This window comes from Nonomuraea sp. B19D2 (assembly GCF_040137845.1).
Lineage (GTDB): Bacteria > Actinomycetota > Actinomycetes > Streptosporangiales > Streptosporangiaceae > Nonomuraea.
Genome location: NZ_JBEFAK010000029.1, coordinates 59,581 through 80,888 on the forward strand (window position 1 = coordinate 59,581; position 21,308 = coordinate 80,888).

Annotated in this window: 23 protein-coding genes, 1 tRNA gene and 1 pseudogene; 11 read left to right on the plus strand and 14 right to left on the minus strand. The window is 68.1% G+C overall.

The genetic code is table 11. The annotated features are described in order from the left end of the window. Positions 1–39: 39 nt before the first annotated feature. From ABN273_RS39030 to ABN273_RS39055, 6 genes are read left to right on the plus strand one after another with little or no spacing between them, the layout of a single operon-like run. A complete protein-coding gene (locus tag ABN273_RS39030) occupies positions 40–1,638 on the plus strand; it encodes an ATP-binding protein (RefSeq protein ID WP_349454270.1) in 1,599 nt (532 codons plus the stop codon). Between the two features lie 55 nt (positions 1,639–1,693). After that, on the plus strand, positions 1,694–2,101 hold the full coding sequence (locus ABN273_RS39035) for a roadblock/LC7 domain-containing protein (protein ID WP_349454272.1): 408 nt from the start codon (positions 1,694–1,696) through the stop codon (positions 2,099–2,101). After that, positions 2,098–2,448, plus strand: a complete 351-nt coding sequence (locus ABN273_RS39040) for a DUF742 domain-containing protein (RefSeq protein ID WP_349454273.1) — start codon at positions 2,098–2,100, stop codon at positions 2,446–2,448. The genes ABN273_RS39035 and ABN273_RS39040 overlap by 4 nt, the downstream gene beginning before the upstream one ends. Next, the gene (locus ABN273_RS39045) at positions 2,429–3,007 is read left to right on the plus strand and encodes a GTP-binding protein (protein WP_349454274.1); all 579 of its coding nucleotides are present in this window, start codon (positions 2,429–2,431) and stop codon (positions 3,005–3,007) included. Before ABN273_RS39040 ends, ABN273_RS39045 begins: the two co-directional genes overlap by 20 nt. Next, positions 3,004–4,329 carry a cytochrome P450 family protein gene (locus tag ABN273_RS39050; protein ID WP_349454275.1) on the plus strand — a complete coding sequence of 442 codons (1,326 nt, stop codon included), beginning with the start codon at positions 3,004–3,006 and terminating at the stop codon, positions 4,327–4,329. The genes ABN273_RS39045 and ABN273_RS39050 overlap by 4 nt, the downstream gene beginning before the upstream one ends. Continuing rightward, the gene (locus ABN273_RS39055; protein ID WP_349454277.1) at positions 4,233–5,453 is read left to right on the plus strand and encodes a cytochrome P450 family protein; all 1,221 of its coding nucleotides are present in this window, start codon (positions 4,233–4,235) and stop codon (positions 5,451–5,453) included. Before ABN273_RS39050 ends, ABN273_RS39055 begins: the two co-directional genes overlap by 97 nt. 35 nt (positions 5,454–5,488) lie before the next feature. Here the strand turns inward: ABN273_RS39055 and ABN273_RS39060 are convergent, their stop codons facing one another. The 3 genes from ABN273_RS39060 to ABN273_RS39070 all read right to left on the minus strand — a co-directional run bounded on the left by ABN273_RS39060 (position 5,489) and on the right by ABN273_RS39070 (position 7,682). After that, entirely contained in the window at positions 5,489–5,620 is a 132-nt protein-coding gene (locus ABN273_RS39060) for a hypothetical protein (protein ID WP_349454278.1), read from the minus strand. After that, positions 5,617–6,546: a helix-turn-helix transcriptional regulator gene (locus ABN273_RS39065; protein ID WP_349454279.1), complete on the minus strand. Its 930-nt coding sequence runs from the start codon at positions 6,544–6,546 to the stop codon at positions 5,617–5,619. Before ABN273_RS39065 ends, ABN273_RS39060 begins: the two co-directional genes overlap by 4 nt. Positions 6,547–6,677: 131 nt before the next feature. Further along, positions 6,678–7,682: an alpha/beta fold hydrolase gene (locus ABN273_RS39070; protein ID WP_349454280.1), complete on the minus strand. Its 1,005-nt coding sequence runs from the start codon at positions 7,680–7,682 to the stop codon at positions 6,678–6,680. Between the two features lie 79 nt (positions 7,683–7,761). On the opposite strand from ABN273_RS39070, the gene ABN273_RS39075 reads away from it, so the two are divergent. Next, positions 7,762–8,361 carry a TetR/AcrR family transcriptional regulator gene (locus ABN273_RS39075; RefSeq protein ID WP_349454281.1) on the plus strand — a complete coding sequence of 200 codons (600 nt, stop codon included), beginning with the start codon at positions 7,762–7,764 and terminating at the stop codon, positions 8,359–8,361. A gap of 119 nt (positions 8,362–8,480) precedes the next feature. On the opposite strand, the gene ABN273_RS39080 is transcribed toward ABN273_RS39075, so the two are convergent. The 8 genes and pseudogenes from ABN273_RS39080 to ABN273_RS39115 form a co-directional block, all read right to left on the minus strand. Continuing rightward, on the minus strand, positions 8,481–8,891 hold the full coding sequence (locus ABN273_RS39080; protein WP_349454282.1) for a VOC family protein: 411 nt from the start codon (positions 8,889–8,891) through the stop codon (positions 8,481–8,483). Between the two features lie 5 nt (positions 8,892–8,896). Next, positions 8,897–9,346 carry a helix-turn-helix transcriptional regulator gene (locus tag ABN273_RS39085; RefSeq protein ID WP_349454283.1) on the minus strand — a complete coding sequence of 150 codons (450 nt, stop codon included), beginning with the start codon at positions 9,344–9,346 and terminating at the stop codon, positions 8,897–8,899. A 76-nt stretch (positions 9,347–9,422) separates the two neighbouring features. Next, positions 9,423–10,594 (minus strand): annotated as a pseudogene (locus tag ABN273_RS39090) (FAD-dependent monooxygenase). Between the two features lie 1,268 nt (positions 10,595–11,862). Further along, on the minus strand, positions 11,863–12,279 hold the full coding sequence (locus ABN273_RS39095; RefSeq protein WP_349454284.1) for a S26 family signal peptidase: 417 nt from the start codon (positions 12,277–12,279) through the stop codon (positions 11,863–11,865). Then, positions 12,276–14,087: an ABC transporter ATP-binding protein gene (locus ABN273_RS39100; protein ID WP_349454286.1), complete on the minus strand. Its 1,812-nt coding sequence runs from the start codon at positions 14,085–14,087 to the stop codon at positions 12,276–12,278. The genes ABN273_RS39095 and ABN273_RS39100 overlap by 4 nt, the downstream gene beginning before the upstream one ends. Further along, positions 14,084–14,602 carry a TlpA family protein disulfide reductase gene (locus ABN273_RS39105; RefSeq protein WP_349454288.1) on the minus strand — a complete coding sequence of 173 codons (519 nt, stop codon included), beginning with the start codon at positions 14,600–14,602 and terminating at the stop codon, positions 14,084–14,086. Before ABN273_RS39105 ends, ABN273_RS39100 begins: the two co-directional genes overlap by 4 nt. Next, positions 14,602–15,120: a MauE/DoxX family redox-associated membrane protein gene (locus tag ABN273_RS39110; RefSeq protein ID WP_349454290.1), complete on the minus strand. Its 519-nt coding sequence runs from the start codon at positions 15,118–15,120 to the stop codon at positions 14,602–14,604. The genes ABN273_RS39105 and ABN273_RS39110 overlap by 1 nt, the downstream gene beginning before the upstream one ends. A 380-nt stretch (positions 15,121–15,500) precedes the next feature. Next, positions 15,501–15,929, minus strand: a complete 429-nt coding sequence (locus ABN273_RS39115; RefSeq protein WP_349454291.1) for an ATP-binding protein — start codon at positions 15,927–15,929, stop codon at positions 15,501–15,503. A gap of 186 nt (positions 15,930–16,115) precedes the next feature. Here ABN273_RS39115 and ABN273_RS39120 point away from each other — a divergent pair, with 186 nt between their 5' ends. The 3 genes from ABN273_RS39120 (at position 16,116) to ABN273_RS39130 (ending at position 18,000) form a co-directional block, all read left to right on the plus strand. After that, positions 16,116–16,412: a putative quinol monooxygenase gene (locus ABN273_RS39120; protein ID WP_349454292.1), complete on the plus strand. Its 297-nt coding sequence runs from the start codon at positions 16,116–16,118 to the stop codon at positions 16,410–16,412. Between the two features lie 2 nt (positions 16,413–16,414). Then, positions 16,415–17,611: a helix-turn-helix domain-containing protein gene (locus ABN273_RS39125; protein WP_349454294.1), complete on the plus strand. Its 1,197-nt coding sequence runs from the start codon at positions 16,415–16,417 to the stop codon at positions 17,609–17,611. Between the two features lie 215 nt (positions 17,612–17,826). Continuing rightward, positions 17,827–18,000: a hypothetical protein gene (locus ABN273_RS39130; protein ID WP_349454295.1), complete on the plus strand. Its 174-nt coding sequence runs from the start codon at positions 17,827–17,829 to the stop codon at positions 17,998–18,000. Here ABN273_RS39130 and ABN273_RS39135 read toward each other — a convergent pair. From ABN273_RS39135 to ABN273_RS39145, 3 genes are all read right to left on the minus strand, one after another. Beyond that, the gene (locus ABN273_RS39135; protein WP_349454296.1) at positions 17,997–18,626 is read right to left on the minus strand and encodes a phosphotransferase-like protein; all 630 of its coding nucleotides are present in this window, start codon (positions 18,624–18,626) and stop codon (positions 17,997–17,999) included. The two genes, ABN273_RS39130 and ABN273_RS39135, sit on opposite strands and share 4 nt — an antisense overlap. Before the next feature lie 135 nt (positions 18,627–18,761). Then, positions 18,762–18,851 (minus strand) — tRNA-Phe (locus tag ABN273_RS39140). A 244-nt stretch (positions 18,852–19,095) separates the two neighbouring features. Continuing rightward, a complete protein-coding gene (locus ABN273_RS39145) occupies positions 19,096–19,728 on the minus strand; it encodes a hypothetical protein (protein ID WP_349454297.1) in 633 nt (210 codons plus the stop codon). An 813-nt stretch (positions 19,729–20,541) separates the two neighbouring features. On the opposite strand from ABN273_RS39145, the gene ABN273_RS39150 reads away from it, so the two are divergent. Then, positions 20,542–21,270, plus strand: a complete 729-nt coding sequence (locus ABN273_RS39150) for a tyrosine-type recombinase/integrase (RefSeq protein ID WP_349454298.1) — start codon at positions 20,542–20,544, stop codon at positions 21,268–21,270. The last annotated feature ends 38 nt before the right edge of the window (positions 21,271–21,308 follow it).

Below are 21,308 nucleotides of genomic sequence, written 5' to 3' on the forward strand. Positions count from 1 at the left end.
AGGACTGTCATGCCGCCAGACTCCTTCAGTGTCCCGATAATGATCGGCGCCGCCGTTCTCGCTCTCGCCCTCGCGGGCGTCCTGATCCTCCACTCGCGCGTACGCCGCGACCTCGCCCAGGTCCGTGGGCAGCTCGTTCAGGCCCGTCAGGCGCACGAGCACCTGACGCGCGAGACCAGCGCCAGGAACCAGCGGCAGATGCAGGTGGAGCGCCAGGCCCAGGAGGGCGCGGAGCTGCTGCGCGAGGCGCGCGCCCAGCAGGACGTCCTGCGGGCCGAGACCGAGCACCTGATCTCGAAGCGGATCCCCGCCCTGCTGTCCCACCTGCGCGCCCCGCACGTGATCGTGCCCGGCGTGCAGAACCCGGCGCTCGCCGGCACGGACATCGACAGGCAGCACCGCGCCATCCTCGAGGCGCTCACCCGCGGCGTCCGCGAGGAAGGCGAGCGCATCGACGAGGCGGCCCAGGCAGTCGTCAGGGGCGCGATGTCCCGCGTTCAGACCCAGGCACTGCGCGCCCAGGACCTGCTCGCCGGCGTGCAGCAGCGCTACAGCGGCGACGAGCACACGGCGCTGCTGCGCGAGGTGCTCGGACTCGACATGTTCAACGAACTGATCATCCGCCGCATGCAGGTCACCGGCATCGCCTGCGGCGCCACGCCCGGCCTGTCGCGTGACGACACCTATCTGGTGGACCTGGTGGTGGGCGCCATCTCCCGGGTGGAGAACTTCGAGCATCGCGTCGAGGGCCCGGCCAACCACCTGCGCCGCCGGATCGGGGTCGCGGCCCGCGCCGCGGAGTCGATCCTGTTCATCACCGCCGAGCTGCTGGCCAACGCGGTCCACCACTCGCACGGCACGCTCAAGGTGACCATCGCGGTGCACGAGACCAACAACGGCGCCGCCATCGTCATCGACGACGCCGGTGTCGGCCTCAACGAGGACCAGTACGCCCGCGCGACCCGCCTGCTGAGCGGCACCCACCCGGTCCGCCTGATCGACCTGGGCAACCCGCCCCACACCGGCTGGGCCGCGATCGGCCGCCAGGCCGCGCACTACGGCATGCAGGTCACGGTCAAGAAGAGCGCCTTCGGCGGCGTCCAGGCCGTGCTGAGCATCCCCACCGCCCTGCTGGTGGAGATGCCGGAGGACAGCCGTCCGTCGGTGCTGGCGCCCGAGCCGGTCCGCGCCGCCGTCCCGGTCTCTGGCGGGTCCCTCCGGCCGGCGCCCGTGGCCGCCGTCCCCACCTCCGGCATGTCTCTCCGGGCGGAGCCCGTGGCCGCCGTCCCGACCGCCTCCGGCATGCCCCTCGGGTCGGAGCCGGTCGCCTCCTCCGTACGGCCCGAGCCTGCGGCGGAGCTCCGCGCTGAACCCGCGACGGCCCCCGAGCAGCGGCGTGTCCCCGCGGAGGAGCTCGCGCCGCTGCCGCAGCGCCGCCGCCAGCCGTCGTCTGCCGCGTCCGGCACCAGGCCCAACCGCGTACCGGGCGGCTCCGGCAGCCCTGACGGATCAGGTGACAAGTTGCTCACCACCCCGGAGGAGGCCCAGAAGCGGTGGGGCGACTTCCAGGTCGGAGCCGAAGCGGGCCGCCGCGAAGCGCTCCCGCCGCAGCAGCACGACATCACCGAAGGGAATTGACCGTTCCATGGACACTCACAGCGCTGCAGGCCGTGTTCAGACCAAAGGTCGCCCGTTGTCCCTCGACGTGTCCTGGGTCCTGTCGCCCCTGCTGGCACTTCCCGGTGTCGCCCGCGGCGTGGTGCTGAGCCGTGACGGGCTCATCCTCGGTGGTTCGGCCGACGTGACCGCCGAGAGCGGCGAGCGCGCCGCCGCGATGACGAGCTCGGTGCTGGGGGCCGCCCGCGCCCTGTGCGACGGCCTCAGCAACGGCGCCGACGGCGAAGTGGTGGACATCGTCATCTCCGCCGGCAGCGGCTACTACTACATCGCCCCGGCCGGCGACCGCGCCGCCATCGTCGTCGCCGCCACCGGGTCGGTCAACATCGGCGCGCTGGCCTACGAGGTGCAGCTCCAGGTGCAGAAGCTGATCAAGACTCTCGACGAGGCCAGCGCGGCCAGGGTGCCGGGCGTCCGGACATGACCTCCGGACGGCAGCGGCGGCGGGTCGTCCCGGACTACATGGCCGCCGCGAGGTTGACCGTGCCCGAGCACATCAACGTCGAGCGCACGACCCTGGTCTACATCGCACCTGACGCCGCCACCAACGGGCTGGACCCTCCGGGGTCGCATCTGCTGGCGCTGCTGCAGGACGGGCCGTTGTCGGTGTACGAGTGCGCCGCGCACCTGGGCCTGCCGTACTGCGTGGTGCGGTTGCTGGTCGCCGGACTGGTCGGCGGCGGAACGCTGCTGACCCGCGATCCGCCGGCCGCCGACCTGCCCGACATCGAGATCTTGGAGTTGGTGCTCAGTGGCCTCCGCGCTCTCTGACAGCCGAATCAGTACGGAACACATCCCGGTCAAGCTGGTCATCGCCGGGCCGTTCGGCGTGGGCAAGACGACCATCGTGAGCGCCCTCTCGGAGATCAAGCCCCTCAACACCGAGGAGGTGCTCACCCAGGCGGGCACGCTGGTCGACGACCTCACCGGCGTGAACGAGAAGACGACCACGACCACCGCCATCGACTTCGGCCGCCTCACCCTGCCGGGCGTGGTGCTCTACCTGTTCGGGGCGCCTGGGCAGACCCGGTTCCAGGTCCTGTGGAACGAGCTCGTCCGCGGCGCGCTGGGAGTGCTGGTGCTGGCCGACACCCGCCGCATCGACGACAGCTTCGCCGTCCTCGACCTGGTGGAGAACGCCGGCATCCGGTACGCGGTGGCCGTCAACCACTTCCCCGACTCGCCGGACTATCCGCCCGATGCCCTGCGCAAGGCGCTCGACCTGGACCCGCGCACGCCGCTGGTGGTGTGCGACGCCCGCGACCCCGCCTCCGCCCGTGCCTCGCTGATCGCGCTGGTGGAGCACATCAGAGAGCTGGTGCTGTCATGACCATGCGCTATCTGCCCGACGCCGGGCGCCTGTACGGGCCGGAGTACGCCAGGGACCCGCAGGCGATCTACGCGGAGCTGCGCCGGCGGCACGGCGCGGTCGCGCCCGTGGAGATCGCCCCGGGCATCGAGGCCCACCTGGTGATCGGCTACCAGGCCGCCGTGGACGTGCTCACCAACGCCGGCGGCGTCTGGCGCAAGAACCCCAGCGACTGGGAGACGCGGCTCCCCGACACCCCGGAGGCGGCGGGGATGATCGCCATGCTCGGCCACCGGCCCAACGCGCTGTTCTCCGACGGCGCCGATCACGCCCGTTACCGGAAGGTGATCTCCGACTGCTTCCAGCTGGTCCAGCCGCACAAGCTGCGCCAGATGGTGAGCGAGGTGTCCGACTCGCTCATCGCTCAGTTCGCCGCGAAGGGCGAGGCTGACCTGGTCGCCGAGTTCGCCGGGCAGATCCCGGCGCGCGTCTTCAACCTGCTCTTCGGGCGGCCCGACGCCGACAGCGCCGGCCTGATCCAGGCCCTGGCGGACCTGATGGAGGCTGACGGCGAGACGGCCGCGCGGGGCAGCGACGCGTTCGTCCGTTACATCGGCGAGCTGATCCAGGCCAAGTACGCCCAGCGGGGCGACGACCTGACCTCCTGGTTCATCGACCATCCGGCCGCGCTGCAGCCCGACGAGCTGGCGCAGAACATCGTGCTCGTGATGGCCGCCAGCTACGAGCCCACGGCCAACCTGATCTCCAACACGATCTCGCGGATGGTCAGCGACGACCGCTACTACAGCTCGCTCACCAACGGCGCGCTCAGCACGTACGACGCCCTGATGGAAGCCCTGCGCGCCGAACCCGCCATGTCGAACTACGGCCCGTACTTCGTGCGCCAGCCCGTGCACTTCCACGGCACCTGGATCCAGCCGGCCGAGCTGGTCCTCGTCTCCTACGCCGCGGCCAACACCGAGCCCACCAACGTGCCCGAGGAGATGCGCTCCGACGGCGGCGCGTACCTGGGCTTCGGCGCCGGGCCGCACCGCTGCCCGGCCAGCGACCCGGCCGTGCTCATCGCCATGACCGCGATCGAGCGCCTGACCTCTCACCTGTGCGACCTGGAACTGACCGTGCCGCGCGACGAGCTCCTGTGGCGGCCCGGCCCGTTCCACCGTGCGCTGGCACACCTGCCGGTGCGCTTCACCCCCATCCGCCCCGATCAGCCGGGAGAATCCCCTTGGGCAGTCCAGCCCCCGTCGCCCTCGACCCCTTCGGAGCGGACCTCCCCGGTGAGGTCCGCCGGCTACGTGACCTCGGCCCCCTGGTCCTCGTAGAGCTCGCGGGAGGCATCCCGGCCTGGGCCGTCACCCGGCACGACCTGCTCAAGCAGCTGATCCTCGACCCGATGGTGAGCAAGGACAAGCGGCACTGGCGGCTGCTGCCCCAGGCGCTCACCGAGCCCGGCTGGACCTGGATCATGACCTGGATCGGCGTGTCGAACATGCTCAGCGCCTATGGCGAGGAGCACCGTCGGCTGCGCAAGCTGATCGCCCCGAGCTTCACCGCGCGCCGCACCAAGGCCATGCAGCCGATCGTCGAGGAGATCGTCGCGGAGCTGCTGGACGCCATGGCCGCGGTGCCGCCGGGCCAGGTCGTCGACCTGCGCAGCGCCTACGCCCACCCGCTGCCGATGCGGGTGATCTGTGAGCTGTTCGGCGTCCCCGCGGACATGCGGGTGGAGATGGCCCAGATGATGGAGGCCATCATGGACACCACCGCCACCCCCGAGCAGGCGGCGGCCACTGCGGCCCAGATCGCCACCGTGCTGCCCGCCTTCGTCGCCTACAAGCGCGAGCACCCGGACGACGACCTGACCACTGAGCTGATCAACGTCCGTGACGGCGGCGACTCCCTCAGCGACGACGAGCTCCGCGACACCCTGCTGCTCCTCATCGCGGCCGGGCACGAGACCACCGTCAACCTGATCGGCAACACCGTGCAAGCCCTGCTCACGCATCCGGACCACCTCCGGCATGTCCTCGCGGGAGAGATCTCCTGGGAGGCGGTGACCGAGGAGACGCTGCGCTGGGCGCCGTCGATCGCCAACCTGCCGCTGCGGTTCGCCATCGAGCCGATCGAGATCGCCGGCGTACGGATCGAGGCGGGCGACGCGATCATCGCCAGCTACCTGGCGGCCGGGCACGACCCGGACCAGCACGGCCAGGACGCCGACCGGTTCGACCCGACCCAGCAACGCGACGAGCACCTGGCCTTCGGCATCGGCGTGCACCGCTGCATCGGGGCTCCGCTCGCCCGCCAGGAGGCGCTCACCGCCCTGCCCGCGCTGTTCGCCCGGTTCCCGGACCTCCGGCTGGCCGTGGACGAGACCGACCTGCCGCATGTCCCGTCCTTCATCGCGCACGGCTGGAGCCGGCTGCCGCTCCTGCTGCACCGCTGACCCGTACGCCACTGTCAGTCCGGGCTTGTCCACCATCACCGCCTGCACCCGGGGAACCGCACGTCACGCAGGTCCTCCGGGACCAGAGCGGGCCACGGGCTCGCCTTGCGGTGGGTGGCCTGGAAGGAGGCGGTGCACACTGCGGTGTCGCCGACGACGGTCCTCACAACCAGCCACGCCCCTTCGCAAGGAGTGCGGCCTGGAAGCGGGTGGCGGCGCCCAGGCGGGCCATCAGGTCGGCGATGTGGGCGCGGAACTTGCGGACGGAGATGTTGAGGGAGCGGGCTGCGGCCTCGTCGGTGTCGTGGCGGGTGAGGGCGTGCAGGACCTGCTGTTCGATCGGGGACAGGGGCAGGTCGTCTAGGTCGCGGGCGCGTTCCCACATGCCGTCGAAGACGTCGGCGAGCATGGCGACCACGCCGGGCTGGCGGATCTGCAGGGCTCCGGCCTTCGGGTCGGCCGGGTCGGCCTGGATGAAGGCGACGGCGCGGTTGACGATGGCCAGGTGCCGGATCGGCTCGGTGGTGGCCCGGTGCAGATCGCCCAGGGCACCCATGCTCCGGGCGAAGAGTTCCTGGGCGGGGTCGTCCAGGGCGCGGGCGGAGAAGAGGGTGCGGCTGCGCAGGCCGCGCCCGAGGAAGCCCTTGAAGGTTGGGGTGGCGTAGCCGGTCTCCGCGTAGAACGCGCGTTCCTTCAGGTGGGCGAACTCGCCGGGATCCTCGTTCATCAGGGTGTGCATGCGCCGGGTGACGGCCTGCCCGTCCGGCAGGTGCTCGACCAGTTGCACGGACCGGCCGCTGCGGTGCTCCTCGGACAGTTCGGTGAGCACGTCCCAGGCCAGGCACATTTCGGCGAGCTGGCGCTGAGTCTGCTGCATACGCCGCCGTACCAGCAGATCCACGGCAGCGACCGGAGGAACCGCGGTGAGCAGGTCGTCGACCAGCTCGAGGGCTTCGAGCTCGGCGAGCACGGCGCGGGCAGCCGGCATGCGCAGGTCGATGGCGGCGCGGTCCATGTCAGAGCGCGGCTCTCGGAGCAGGAAACGGTAGAGCCGCTCCTGCTCAGCGGTCAGCCCCAGGCTGGTCAGGGTCATCGTCGCCGCCCAGGTGGTGCGGGTTCATCGGAGAAGTGCCGCCACGGTGCGGCGGGCGCGTCGTACGCCCCGTAGCAGCCCCGGTCACGCGGGTGATCTTCCGGGGGCGCGGGCTGGACCAGCACGATCGTTCAGTTCGCGTCGAGGAACGCGGCGATGTCGGCGGCGAGCTCGCCGGGGTGTTCGCCGTTGATCGCGTGCGAGGCGCCGGGGTAGACCTTCACCGTCCCCGTGCGAAGCACGCGCTCGGCGACCCGGCGGGAGGCGGCGACCTCGTGCATCACCGAATCGCCCGCCAGGATCGCCAGCACCGGGATCTTCAGGCCGCCCAGCGCGTCTTCGCTGATACGGGTGGGTTGCGGCAGGTGCAGGGTGTAGTTCTTCATCCCGGACTCGATCATGTCCGCCACCGGCACGTTCGCCACCGGCGCGCCTCCGGCGGTATAGGAGTTGAACGAGTCGCGCCAGGACCTGGGCAGCCACGGCACGGAGGCGGGGATGGCGCGGATAGCCGTGCCGGCCGGGATGTCGGAGAAGGTGTACACCGGGTCGATCAGCGTCAGCGTGGCCACGTGTCGTGGCCGGTGGACGGCCAGGTTCGCCGCCGTCCACCCGCCGATCGACAGGCCGACCACGTGGAAGGACTCCTCCGGCAGGTGCGCGAGCACCTGGTCCAGCCACGCCGCCTGGTCCGCGTCGGAGGTGATCGGCACCTCCTGCACGCTCTTGCCCGGCTCGCCCAGCAGGTCGATCGTGTAGACGTCACCGGCCTTCAGCAGGGAGGGCAGGTTGCCGGCCCAGACCGGCGACGCCGACGCCCTGCCGGGCAGGAGCACCAGCGGCTCGGCGCGATCCGGGGAACCTTCGTACCGGTAGGCGCGCACGACGCCGAAGTCGGTGCGCACGTCGATCGACTGGGCGGCCTGTGGCATGGCCGTCATCGCCTTGCCGTAGGCCGCCAGGTAGTCCGCGTGGCCCTGGGCGCTGTTCCAGTGCCCCACCGGTGACGGCGTTCGCAGGGCGAAGGCCAGCGCCACGACCGCGACGGCGACGACGACGCCCGTGATCTTCAGCGCCCGGCGACGGCGGGCCTTGCGGCGGCGCTTGGTGTCTCCCTGCTCGATGTCACCACTCATCGGAACCCCGCTTCTGAACATCGGTCAATTTTTTGACCGTTGTTCAGAAGCATACGTCCGGATGCGATACCGTCGAGCCATGGCAGCAAGGCGCACGGCACCCGGCACCGAGGACAGGCAGCTCAGCCTCATCGAGCAGGCCCGGCGCGATCAGCTCATCCAGATCACCATCGACCTGGTGGCCGAGCATGGATACGCCGCCACGTCGCTGACACGGATCGCGCAGACCGCCGGGATCACCAAGGGCGCCGTGCTGTACCACTTCGCCGCCAAGGACGCGGTCGTGGCGGCGGCGTACGAACGCGTCCTCGGCGAGCTTGTGGCCGAGGTCAAGGCGGCGGTCGACGCGGCGCCGGCTGACCAGGCGCCGGCCGCCTACGTGCGGCGGATGGTCGGGCACCTCGCCGACCGTCCGGACCACACCCGCATGATCGTGGGGGCGATGATCAACGGCGACCCTCCCGATCCGTCGGCCCGCTGGAAACCCCTCGCGTCCCTCCTCCAGGACGCCCGCCAGGCCCGCGGCCTGGCCCCGGGCCCTGACCCGCGCACGCTCGCCGTCATCGTCGGCGGAGCGATCGACGGGATCATCGGCGAGCGGCTGCAGGACGGCGACTACGACGCCCAGGCCGCGGCCGAAGCGCTCATCGCGATGCTGGAAACCGCGCTCTTCGCATGATTCGAGGCTGTGGCCGCTGAAGCGGCACGGGATCACGGTTCGGGCAGTCGCCACCGGCGTCGCGCGCGGGCTCCTTCACGTGCCGTCTGTGCAGGTCATGGCTGCGCTCGCGGTACGGCTCAGCGCAGCTCCTGGATGCGGACCTGGTTGCCCGCGGGATCGCGGAAGGCGCAGTCGCGAACCCCGTACGGCTGCTCGATCGGCTCCTGCATGACCTCGGCGCCGCTGGCCTGCACCCGCTCGAAGGTGCCGTCGAGGTCGGCGGTGGCCAGGAGAATGCCGGCGTAGGTGCCCTTGGCCATCATCTCGGCGATGGTGTGGCGCTCGTCCTCGGTGACGCCGGGGTCGGCCGCCGGCGGCTGCAGGACGATGGACGTGCCGGGCTGGTCAGCGGGGCCGACCGTGATCCAGCGCATCCCGCCGTACCCCACGTCGTCGCGGACCTCGAACCCGAGGGTGTCGCGGTAGAAGGCCAGGGCGGCGTCCGGGTCGTCATGCGGGAGGAAGCACGAGCGAATGGTGATGTCCATGCCGGTCAGGCTAGGGGCGGCTCACTGAGCGGCGCTTCTCGATTCCTGATCGGTCTGGTCACCTGCTTCGCCACGCACGACGGCATCCCCGCCGTCGCCCGCGCCGCCTCGCGCCGATAGACGCTGGGCGGCACGCCGACCAACTCGGTGAAGCGAGTGCTGAAGGTGCCCAGCGACGAGCAACCGACCGCGAAACAGACCTCGGTGACGCTGAGGTCGCCACGACGCAGCAGCGCCATCGCGCGCTCGATCCGCCGCGTCATCAGGTAGCCGTACGGCGACTCGCCATAGGCGAGCCGGAACTGGCGGCTGAGGTGCCCGGCGGACATGTTCACGCCGCGGGCGAGTGCCTCGACGTCCAGCGGCTGCTCGTACTCCCGGTCGATCCGGTCGCGAACACGGCGCAGCCGCGCGAGGTCGCGCAGGTGCTGCGCCTTGGCGGGACTGCTGGTCACCTGCGAAATCGTGCCACGTCGCACCACAGTTGCCAAGCGCGCCGGCGTCCCACCCCTTCCAGCCCCACCTGCGAACTCAGCCGACGGCGGCGCCGAACCACCGAGGCAGCTGGTTGAGCAGATCCTGCTGATCGTCACCGACCCACGCCACGTGGCCGTCCGGCCGCAGCAGCACGGCGGGCACGTCCAGTTCCTCGCTGACGTCGACGACATGGTCGACCCGATCCGCCCATCCCGCGACCGAGAGCCGGCCGCTCTGGTCGAGCAGTAGCCCGCGGCCGCCGTGCATCCGCTCGTAGAGGCGCCCCCGCTTCAGCCCCACGTCCCGCAGCCGCCGGCCGAGCAGTTCATGCCCGTCACCGAAGTCGTAGCGGACCCCGATCGCAGTGAGCTTCTCGATCAGGTACCGGTTCACGTCCTCGAAGTCCATCAGTTCTGACACCAGCCGGCGCACTGACTGGGGCCCCGGCTCGGTGGACAGCAGCTCCATCTGCGCGCGGGTGTTGTCCAGCACGGCGGCGGCCACCGGGTGCCGTTCGGTGTGGTAGCTGTCCAGCAGCCCCTCCGGTGCCCAGCCGTGGACCTCGGCGGCCAGTTTCCAGCCAAGGTTGAACGCGTCCTGGATGCCGAGGTTGAGTCCCTGCCCGCCGGTCGGCGGGTGGATGTGCGCCGCGTCGCCGGCCAGCAGCACCCGGCCGACCCGGTAGCGCTCGGCCAGGCGGGTGCCGTCGCCGAACCGGGAGAGCCAGCGCGGTGAGTGCGCGCCGAAGTCGGTGCCGGCGAACACCCGCAGCTGCTGCTTGAACTCCTCGAGGGTCGGCGGGACCGTGCGATCCTCGGCCACCCCCTCGGCGGGCACGCCGACGCGGTACACCCCGTCCTCGAGGGGCATGGCACCGAACCGCAGTTGGGTCTTGCGCACTTCCGCGACGATGGCGGCAACCGTCGCCGGATCCTCGGTCACCTCCATCTCGCCCAGCAGCGTCTCGACCTTGGAGGGCTCACCGGGGAAGCCGACGCCGAGCAGCTTGCGCACCGTGCTGCGGCCGCCGTCGCAGCCGACGAGGTAGCGCGAGCGCAGCGCTGGTCCATCACCTCGATGCTGCGCACGTGCAGGCCGAGCCCGCGGACCACCCTGGTCGGCTCCGCGTCCTTCTCCAGCACGAGCACGTGCACATCGTGCAGCCGCAACTCGCCGGCCAGCATCAAGCCGGTCGGTCCGCCCCCTGCAATGATCACGTCAAACATGAGCCGCCCATTCACTGAGGTTGCATTTCGGCCAGCTGCTCCGCGCGGTCCTGCGGCGCACACCCGCGAGCACACGTACGTCGCGATCCCTGATTTCCGCAGATTCTGGCTCCGGCCGTAGATTCTGCGGCACGACCCGGATCTTGCCGCAAGGCCCCCAGCGCGCTATAGGTTGAAAGTGGCAGGCGGTTACCATTCTTCTTGTCATTTGCGAGCGGGCTCTTCTCGAAGTGGTGACGCACCACGCACGGCGATGCCGGCGACCAGGAGAACTTCACGAGCCTTCGGGTGAAGGCGCGGAACGAGAGATTCCCCGTGCCAGCCGTGGTTACCGTCCTAGCCCCACCGGGCCACTAGCCAATCTCGCCACCCTTGCAGGCCTGGGCCTCCGTGGCGCCGCGCGTGCCGACCGTATCCCGTCCAGGAACACCCTGCTCGGCTGATCGAGACCATGGTCAGACGCATTCCTCGGTGATGTCGGCCGCGGCTGACCAGTGGGCGGCAGACATCACCGAGGGCGTTCCGCTTGTTCAGACGGTGTTTGAATGGGTTCAGCTACCGCAGTAGTACATCGCCCATTGCCCCTTGTAGCCGTTTGTGCACCGAAGCTGCCGGAACTGCGTCAGCACCGAATTGCTCGATAGAGTGGGCTTGCACTTCGTCTTCCAGCACTTCTACGCGTAACCGCACTCCGCCGCGGTGGCGTTCCGCTCAGGCGTGACGAGCGACAGAATGCGGTCGGAAAGTGTCCCGACGGCTGGCATTTTTCCCTTTCGTTATGCGCTGGAACCTGTGTTTCAGCAGCACCTGGAGCCGATGGCTCGTACCCAGCAATAGGGGACGCCGACCTTGCAAACGCAGGTGACCATGTTCCGGACCTTCCCGCTGGCACACCTGGAACTGGGCCGGCACGTGCCGTCCGGCCAGACCCTGCCGCGCATGCCCGAAGGGCATTTTCTGACGGCATGGGCCGTGTCCTCGGGAAGAGCCAGGCCGAGCATGCCGTCGGCCGCTTTTTCGATCAGTTGGAGCAGCATTTACTTACACCCACTCTCGACTCAGAAAAACCGGACTCGGCACTTTTTCTTCTTGTAGAGCCAGCAGTCTCTGCCCTGGCCGTCGTTGCAGCACCGGTAGACGAGGCGAGTCGTCCCATAGCATGGGGACTGGACGTACCAGCAGGTGCCGGAGGCGCTTGCCTTCTCCTCGGGGAGAATTCGGCCGAGTGCGTGGTCGGCCAGCATTCCGATTAATTTCATCTACCCCTCCTATTCTTTTCCGGGCATCATTTTTCTGATGGTGATGGCGTGGATATCGGACATCTGGAAAAAGCCGTGGTCGCGGGAGTCGAAGCTGGCGTTCGTGTTGTCGCCGAGCAGGACCAGGCGGCCGGCGGGCACCCGGTCCACCGCGCTGGCGGCCCTCGCCGCCTCGGGCACGAGATCTCCGGGGAGCGCGGCGATGCGTTTGATGAGGAACCGTTCGCCGATCTCCAAGGGGTTGGTGACGACCGCTATCTGGCCGCGCCGCAGGTCAGACGGGGAGGCCTTGCGGGCCAGGAGGCGGTCGCCGTCGACCAGGGTGGGCGCCATGCTGTAGCCGTCGACGCGGATGATCGAGTATGTACGGCGCAGCCATACGACCAGGGCGGGGAGCAGTCCGGCGGCGAGCAGCCAGAACCTCATGCGACCACCGCCTCGTCGGGATCCACATAGCCCTTGGCCTGCATGCGGAAGAGCCGGGCGTAGCGGCCGCGGGTTGCCATGAGTTCGGGGTGTGTCCCTGCCTCCACGATGACCCCGTTCTCCAGCACGACGATGCGGTCGGCGTCGCGCACGGTGTTGAGCCGGTGGGAGATGAGCACGCTGGTGGCGCCCTCGCGCTGGTGGCGCGTCCTGGCGTGCACGTCTGCCTCGGCTTCGGGATCCAGCCCCGCCGAGGGTTCGTCGAGGATCATGAGGTCGCGGTAGCCGCGGAACATGGCCCTTGCCAGGGCGGTTCGCTGCCACTGACCGCCGGAGAGCAGCACGCCGGTCTCGGGGTCGTCCTTTTCGTCCTCGTCGAAGAACATGCGGGTCAGAAGGGTGTCGTAACCCCGGGGAAGTGAGGAGAACTTGTCATCGACGCCTGCCCGCTGGGCCGCGGCCCGGATCCGGGCTCGGTCTTCCCTGGCGGCGACGAAGCCGATGGAGACGTTGTCGGCCGCCGACATGTCGTAGGCCATGTAGTCCTGGAAGAGTCCGGTGATGCGATTGCGCAGGTCCTCGGGGCGCACGGCGCGGATGTCGACGCCGTCCCAAGTGATGGACCCGTGCTGCGGGTCATAGAACCTGCACAGCAGCTTGACGAGCGTGCTCTTGCCCGCGCCGTTCAGGCCGACGACCGCGATCGCCTCGCCGGCGGGAATGAACAGGTCCACGCCGCGCAGGATCCAGGGATGGTCGTCGCTGTAGCGAAACCAGACGTTCCTGAACTGGATGCCGTGCCGCAGGCTGGCAAGAGGGACGGGGTTAGCCGGAACCGGCAGGTCGGGCTCGGCGCGGGTAACCGCCACATAGTGGCCGAACATGATCAGGTCCTGGTGCAGGGACGCGATGGCCTGGATCAGTCCGGTGAGCGCGCCCTGGACGGCGGCGACGGCCGCGACCAGCAAGGACACATCGCCCACGCTCAACATGCCCGACCGGGCGGCGAGCACGGCCCAGATCAGCCCGCCTCCGGCGACCACGGCTCCCAGCAAGGTGAGCGCGCCTTCGACGGAAAGCTCCTTCAGATCCATCCGGCGGTGCGCCGCGTTGGAGATCTGGAGCTCCGCCATCATGCGTCCGCGCAGGAACTTGCCGCTGTTGAAGAGCCGGATCTCCTTGGCCGCCTCGACCGTGCCCAGGAGGCTGCCGTAGAACAGCTGACGCCGTTCCGCCGGGCCGATCTCCCACAGCATCGACGCCCGCCGCTGCGACAGGCGGAGCTGGGCGATCAGCGCGGGTACCCCGGTCACCAGGACGATCGCCGTCAGAACCGGACTGATCACCAGGAGCGAGCCCACCATGCCCAGAAGGGTGATCGCCGACTGGACCGCCCCGAACGAGCCGGTGACGACCGCCTGGCCGGTCTGCAGGCTGCTCTGCGCCAGCCGCAGCCGGTCGTGGAAGTCCGGATCCTCGAAGTACCGCAATCCAGCGAAACGCAAGGTCGCCGTGAAGAGCCGAGCCGTGGTCCGCGCCGTGAACACTCGGCCCATCTGGTTCCCGAGATACTGGCTGACCTGCGGCAGCGCCGCGATCGTCACCCCTGCGGCTGCCAGTGCCACCGCCATCGTGACCAGGTCGGCCCCCGGCTTTCCGGCGGCCAGGTCGTCCACTACCAGCTTGGTCAACCAGGCGACCGCGACCGGTGCCACCGCCTCGACCAGCATCACCAGGATGTAGACGACCATCAGGCCGGGCGACGTCCGTAAGGCGATTCCCGCCGCCAAGCGTGCCGTACCGATCATGCGTGGACCGTGTCCGGAAGGTCGACGTCGCTGCTGATCACCATGCCCGCCGCATCGGTCGTGATCACGGTCGGGTACCCGTTGACGTTGAGCGCTGTCTGGATCGGCCCCAGGGGTTCCTCCCGTACGACACGCGCCACCTTCGCCAGGCGAGCAACGTCCATGGCGGCCTCCTCCGCCGAATCGGAGACGACCACGGCCAGCACGGGATCCGAGAGCCGACTGGCCCGCTCGGCGAACTTCGGCAGCAGATCCCGGCAGGGTTCGCAGGTCGGGGAAAAGACCCCGATCAGGGCCGGACCGCCCAGCAGTTCCGCGGAGATCGGTTCACCGTCGATGGTCGTGGCGACGAACTCGGGAAGTCTCTCCCCGACCGCGGGACCGTCCAGCATCGCTGGCGGAACGGACGGGTGCGCGGCCTGCCTGCGCAGTCGGCGGATCACACCGATGATCAGCAGCAGGTTGAGCAGGCCCAGCAGGCCGACCAGCACGACAGCGGCAATCAGATACGGCATCACACGCCCCCTGAGGGTTCCATGAACAAGCTGACGATGTCGTCGAAAGCGATCATGATGATCGCGCCGACCAGCCCGGCCGAGACGGCCAGCGTCATTCCGGCGGCCGACGGCGGGTCCGCCGGACCGATGTCGGCAGCCGCCCAACCGAATACGGCGAAAGCCAGCAGAAGGCTGTTGCGCGCCAGGTGCACGGGCCCGAGCGTGGACGCGGCGAAGCCGAAACACCGGCAGGTCAACCGCAGGCCTCGCCGGATCGAGACGGCGATCACAACGCTGAACACACCCAGCAGGACCCCGCCCAGCGGCAGCCCCACCTGCGGTATCACCACAAGGACGGCCACCGCCGCCTCCGCGGCGGCCACAGAGACGGCGGCGGGAAAGCGGACGCGCGCCGGCAGCATCGCCAGGGACGATGCGAACGAACGCAGAGCCGTACGGCTGCGCAGCTTGGTGAACGCGGACACCGCGAACACCACTCCAATCAGCACCTGGCATCCGGCGAGCAGCAATTCCATGCCAGGCTATGTTGCACAGCCCCGCTAGCCCACCGCTAGCGCGCTCTTAGCGCAGGTCTGCTGTAGGGGTTGCTGTCTAGACCGAACATGAGTATGAGTCGCTTGCGCACGTGGCTACCGTACGCACCCTTCGAGTAGGGCCTGCCACGTGGCATGCCCCTCTCGCGTGCTCATACGGTGGGTCTCGAAGGCCTTTCCGGAGTCTGGGTCGGTACGCCTAAGGAACGCTTGGCCACCACTGGCGCACAGTTCGTAGATGACGCCATCGCAGTGGCAGGTCCAGAGGAGTGTCCTGCGCCGTGGCTCTTTGCGGACGGTGAGCCATACGAGCCGTGTGCAGTTCGGTTGCGGCTCGGGCAGGTGGGAAGACAGGCAGTCGTTCATGCGGCTTGGCCAGCGAGGGCGAGCGGGATGAGGGCCCAGACGGTGCGGCCGGCTGCGTCTCCATGAACGCCCCAACGCGTGGTCAGGGTCTCCACCAGGTGGAGGCCGCGTCCGCTCCGGTCGTCGTTTTCGGCTTGGCGTAGATGCGGGGCGGTGGGGCCGCCTTCGTCGAGGACGGCGGCGATCAGCAGAGTGCTGCCTGCGTGGAGGGTGACGCCGAATCGGCCACCGGGAAGTCCACTTCGGGTGTGGCGGATGGCATTGGTGGCCAGCTCGGACACGACCAGTTGGGCGGTGTCGGTCTCGGGGCGGTCTCCCAGGTAGCTCGTGACGAACTGGCGTGCCTCGCGGATCTGGGCTCTGGTGCCGGGGAAGTTGCGACACCACCGGTGGATCTCTTTGGGGCTGTTCAGCGCTGGGGACATCGCCGTTTCCTTGCGTTCATGCAGGTCGAAGCACTGCCGTCGCTTATCCGCACTTAAAGTACTAGTGCTATACTTCAAGTACAAGAGACTTGATGTACTTGCGCCGCACAATAAGTACTGGTCGAGTAGAGACATCGAGATCCCAGACCGTGACGGCGAGCCAGGAGGGCGTACATGTTCGGACTAATGGTTCGATTCACCTGCAAGGACGAGGACAGCGCGGCGGCGTTCGACACCCTCGTCGGTGAGACAATCGAGGCGATCCGCCAGCACGAGCCGGGAACGATCGTGTACGCCTCGCACCAGGTGGACGGCCAGCCGCTCCAGCGGATCTTCTACGAGCTGTACCGAGACCGGGACGCCTTCGACGCCCACGAGCAGACCGAGCACACCAGGCGTTTCCTGGCGGCCCGGGAGCAGCTGTTGGCCTCGGTCGAGGTCGACTGGCTGAGACTGCAGAGCGGGAAGGGCACGACATCGTGAGCATGGAGTATCAGCGGGCGCTCGGACGGCGTATCGCCCAGGAACGCAAACGGCGTGGCCTGTCGCAGGCCGAGCTGGCCCGGCTGGTGGATCGGTCGGTGGCGTGGATCTCGCAGGTGGAGCGGGGCGTGCGCAAGGTCGATCGCATGTCCGTACTGGAGAAGGTCGCCGAGACGCTGGATGTGCCGCTGTCAGAGCTGGCCGCCGAAGCGCCCGTGGTCGCCGCCACCAATGAGGAGATGCCTGGGACGGCGGGGTTGCGGCTGGTGTTGTCGGGCGCCCATTCGCTGCAGGCCATGTTGCACGCCACGCCGGTGCCTGCCACCGATCAGCTCAAGCCGCGGGTGGATCACGCGTGGGAGCTGGCGCATGAGAGCCGCTACGTCGAGCTGACGGAGCTGTTGCGCGGGCTCGTGCCGACCCTGGAGAGCGCGGCGCGGTCCGCACCCGCAGACCGGCAGGCTGAGCTGTTCGAGCTACTGGCGGTGACCTATCAGGCGTGCTCGGCGTCGCTGGCCAAGCTGGGCGAACCGGAAGCAGCGTGGATCGCGGCCGATCGGGCTATCGGTGCGGCCGAGCGGGCAGGCAATCCGTTGATGATGGCGGCCGGGGCGTTCCGGCTGGGCTTCGTCTTCTTGGGAGCGCGTCACTTCGATCAGGTTGAGGAGACGGCGCGCACGGCCGCTGAGGCGCTGTGGTTCCTGACCGATCAGGGCAATGTGGAGGCGATGTCGCTGTGGGGTGGGCTCACCTTGCAGCGGGCGGTGGCGGCCTCGCGACTGAATCAGGCCGACGTGGCGTACGAGCACCTGTCGCGGGCCGGTGAGATGGCGGCGCGGGTTGGCGACGGGCGCAACGACTACAACACCGAGTTCGGGCCGGCCAACGTGGCGCTGCATGAGGTGGCCGTGGCGGTGGAAGTCGGCGACGCCGGACATGCGCTGCGCGTCGGTGCCGCAGTGGACACCTCGACGCTGTCGTCGGAACGGCGGGCGCGGCTGGCGGTGGATCTCGCACGGGCACATGCGCAGCGCCGTCAGGTGGATGAGGCGATGGCTCAGCTGCTGGAGGCCGAGAGCATCACGCCTGAGCAGGTTCGCAACCATCGGGTTGTGCGGCAGCTCGTGTCCGACCTGCTGTCGATGCAGGATCCGACGTCGTCTGAGCTGCGGGAACTGGCCGATCGAGTGGGGGCGTAGAAAAAGTACGTCTACACGTACTCTAAGTACTAGCGATTACTCTCAGTATCAGGTAGCGTTCGTGTTGTAGCTGGAACTCTCTGTAGTCGGAGGGTGGCGGCCCGGCACGAACGCTCTTCGCGTTTCAGGGGTAGATCACGGAGGTCCGCTCACGGAAGCCGGACAACCTACGGCGAAGCTGGGGAACCATCCGCAAGGCCGCCGGCCTCGGCGAGATGCGCTTGTACTTCGGTCACACCTGCGTGACACTCCTGCTCAACCTCGGCGTCCCGCCCCAGGTCGTCCGCGACATTGTCGGCCACAGCGAAGTGACCATGACCATCTACGCCCACGCCTCTCTCGACGACAAGCGCAATGCTCTGCGCAAGCTGGGGGATGCTCTCGGCTAACGCGCGTTTAAGTCACGAGGGCAGTCGGCCTGAACCGGCTGCCCTCCTGTCTTACCCCTACGCAGCTGATCGAAGGCTGAGACCACCGGCGGTTCCATCAGGGCGGCAATGATCAGCTTGGCGACATCCGCAGGTTTCTGGACGGAAGTGTCCACCTCCAGGTCATAGCAGCCATGCGTATGGACCGGCTCATCGAGTTGCGGCGCCGACGTCATCCTGTCGGGTCGCCCTCTCTCACGCCGTTCTACCTCCTCCAGAGGACATCGAATTCCGACGAACAGCACCGGAATCCCCTCGAACAGAGCGAGGTAGTGATCCAACATCTGCGGTGTGATCACCGCCTCCGAGATCACGTCATGGCCAAGCAGTGTGAGACTGCGCAGCATGTGCAGGTAGCCATCGAGCACTCTACGGAAAAGCACGCCTCCGTAGTCCTGCCGCCAGTATCGACCCTGGTAACCACCGCGCAACTCGTCCAATGAATGGTGAAAGAACGGCTCAGCCAACTCCTCTTGCAGTGCCTTCGCCACGGTTGTCTTCCCTGAGCTTGGAGTCCCGTTGAGGAAGACCAGTCGCCCGACTCGCTCGGGGACGGGACCAAGAAGGCTGCCCGGGTGAAAGTCCATGACTCACGGTAGGACGGCAGCGCCCACGTGATCCACTGGATTGATGCGCGACGTTGCTATCAGCGTTGCTGTCACAGACACGAAAACGCCCCGGAGCAGTCTTCTTCGCTTCGGGGCATCTTGGCTGTTCAATGCTGGTGGTCAGGGGCAGGGTCGAACTGCCGACCTTCCGCTTTTCAGGCAAGCCGAGCACCCGTTCCCGCCAGGCTCATGACGGCGCTGACCAGGCCCCGACCATCCCCAAGCGTCCGTCAACGTCCGTGATCGTCTGCCGCGGTTGTCACTCAGTTTGTCACTCAGTCACTCCACCAAAGAGGGTAAGCATTCACCGCCTGACGTTCCGGAGCCGGTCGTACCGTTGCACACCTCTGATCGATCACACAGCGCGATCAACAGAACCCGAAACGTACAGGCCGTGAATGCTGCCCCATGGTGACCAGCTTGCCGTGTCACCGCGACACCCTCGCCTCTATTTTATCGTTTCGTAAATCCCCTTCGCCGTCATAGACGGCACCGGCCGACCGGACGCCGCCTCAGCGGCGAAATCAAACCTGCTCAGCTCCGCAGTTCCCGTCCCCGCCTGGTAAGACAGCAGATAACACTTACCGTACAGCTCGAACGGAGCCAGCGTCGTCCACCCCGTCGCCCAGTTCTGCTGCCACACATTGCTGTACGAGCCGTCCTGGTCGAACTTGTCAAGACTCGCTTCGCCCGACCCGTTCTTGTACGACAGGAGGTAATACTCGCCGTACGCCTTGAAGGGGACGAGTGTCGTCCACCCCGTCGTCCACCCCTGCTGCCATATCCCGCCGTATGAGCCGTCCTTATGGAATTTACTGAGGTCCGCGTTTCCCGACCCGTTCTTGTACGACAGGAGGTACGGCTCGCCGTATAGCTCGAACGGAGTGAGTGTCGTCCACCCCGTCGTCCACCCCTGCTGCCACACCCCGCTGTATGAGCCGTCCTTGTGGAATTTACTGAGGTCCGCGTTTCCCGACCCGTTCTTGTACGACAGGAGGTACGGCTCGCCGTATAGCTCGAACGGAGTGAGCGTTGTCCAGCCTATCGTCCACTGTTCTTCCCAAACTTGGGTTATTTGCATAATGGGAGTCTTACTTGATGGTCGGACGGGTGTCAACCGGCATGAGCGATCGGCATGGTCCGCCTTTCCCGGTCGACGGCATGGTCCGCCTTTCCCGGTCGAGTGAATCCGATGTAAGCATTCACGTCGTGCACAGGCCCGCGGAGGAGGTCTGTGACTCCCCAACGCCACCCGGCCGTGCTCACCAGTTGTGATCACGACCGGGTGGCCTGACCGTATTTGTCATCGTCTAGTAGCACGAACACGTGATCAATGCCCTCCGCTCGGGCCAGTGCGATGAGCCGCACTGCGTCGAGCAGCAAAGCGCGTCTCGTGACACTGCGGACTGTCCGGGTGTAAACCTGCTGCAACACCGGGGGACCCCCCGGGGTGTTACAGCCGGTCTCCCGCGCGTAGCGCACTCAGAAAGGCGTGCGAAGCACCATTGACTGGTCGGAGCATGGTTGAGAGCGGCTGTTCTGGTTGAGGTCGTCACCATCTCATGGACAGCAGGGACGGCCTTCCCAAGAGGCCTGTCCCTCGCCTTGGACTGCGTTAGTGCTGGTCGCAGCAGGCTCAGGGACAGTAGGGACGGCAGGGACACTGACTGTCGACGTCGCATGTGACCCATCTAGGGGCCCACGGGCTTCATGCCATGGAGTTCCAGCACCTGGGCGACGGCCAGCGTGCGAGGGTGGTACCGGGGCGCGTCCCATGGAACGAAGACGCTCCGAATGCCAGTACTGCCGAAACGGTTGGGATGCCTCCCGCGAGAAGCCGGCGTGCTGCGCTCTGAGGAGCGGGCAGTGTTGCGAGTCCCGCCTGTCCACCCGCATGGTCCAGTCCATACATGCGGTCCTGCAGAACGCTCTGGAGTGCGCCGTACGAGAGGAGATCATCGCTCGCAACGTCGCGAAGCTCGTCAAGGTCCCGGTGCCCAAATACAAGGTCAATCGCGGCCTGACCGTCCCGCAGGCCCGTGCCGTCCTCAAGGCCGCTCGCGACCATCGCCTATACGCGCTGTACGTCCTTGCGCTCTGCCTCGGCCTGCGCCGTGGGGAGCTCCTCGGGCTCCGCTGGACAGACGTCGACCTTGAGGCCGGCAAGCTGGAAGTGGTCCAGAGCCTCCAGCGGGTCGCGGGCCGTCTCCAGTTCGTCCGCCCCAAGACCTCAGACTCCGAACGAACCGTCCCGCTACCGCCCATCTGCGTAGAGGCCCTGCGAGAGCACCGAAGGAAGCAGTTCGCTGAACGCTCGGACCGCTGGGAGGAGTGGACGGAACGCGGCCGCGTCTTCCCCTCGCGCTGTGGGACCCCCATGGAGCCGGACAACCTACGGAGAAGCTGGGGAGCGATCCGCAAGGCCGCTGGCCTCGGCGGGATGAGGTTCCACGACCTCCGCCACACCTGCGTGACGCTCCTGCTCAACCTCGGCGTCCCGCCCCAGGTCGTCCGCGACATCGTAGGCCACAGCGACATCGAGGTCACCATGACGATCTACGCCCACGCCTCCCTCGACGACAAGCGCACCGCCCTGCGCAAGCTGGGCGATGCCCTCGGATAGCCAACCCCTTTCACGGCTGGGTCAGCACGCTCGGTGAC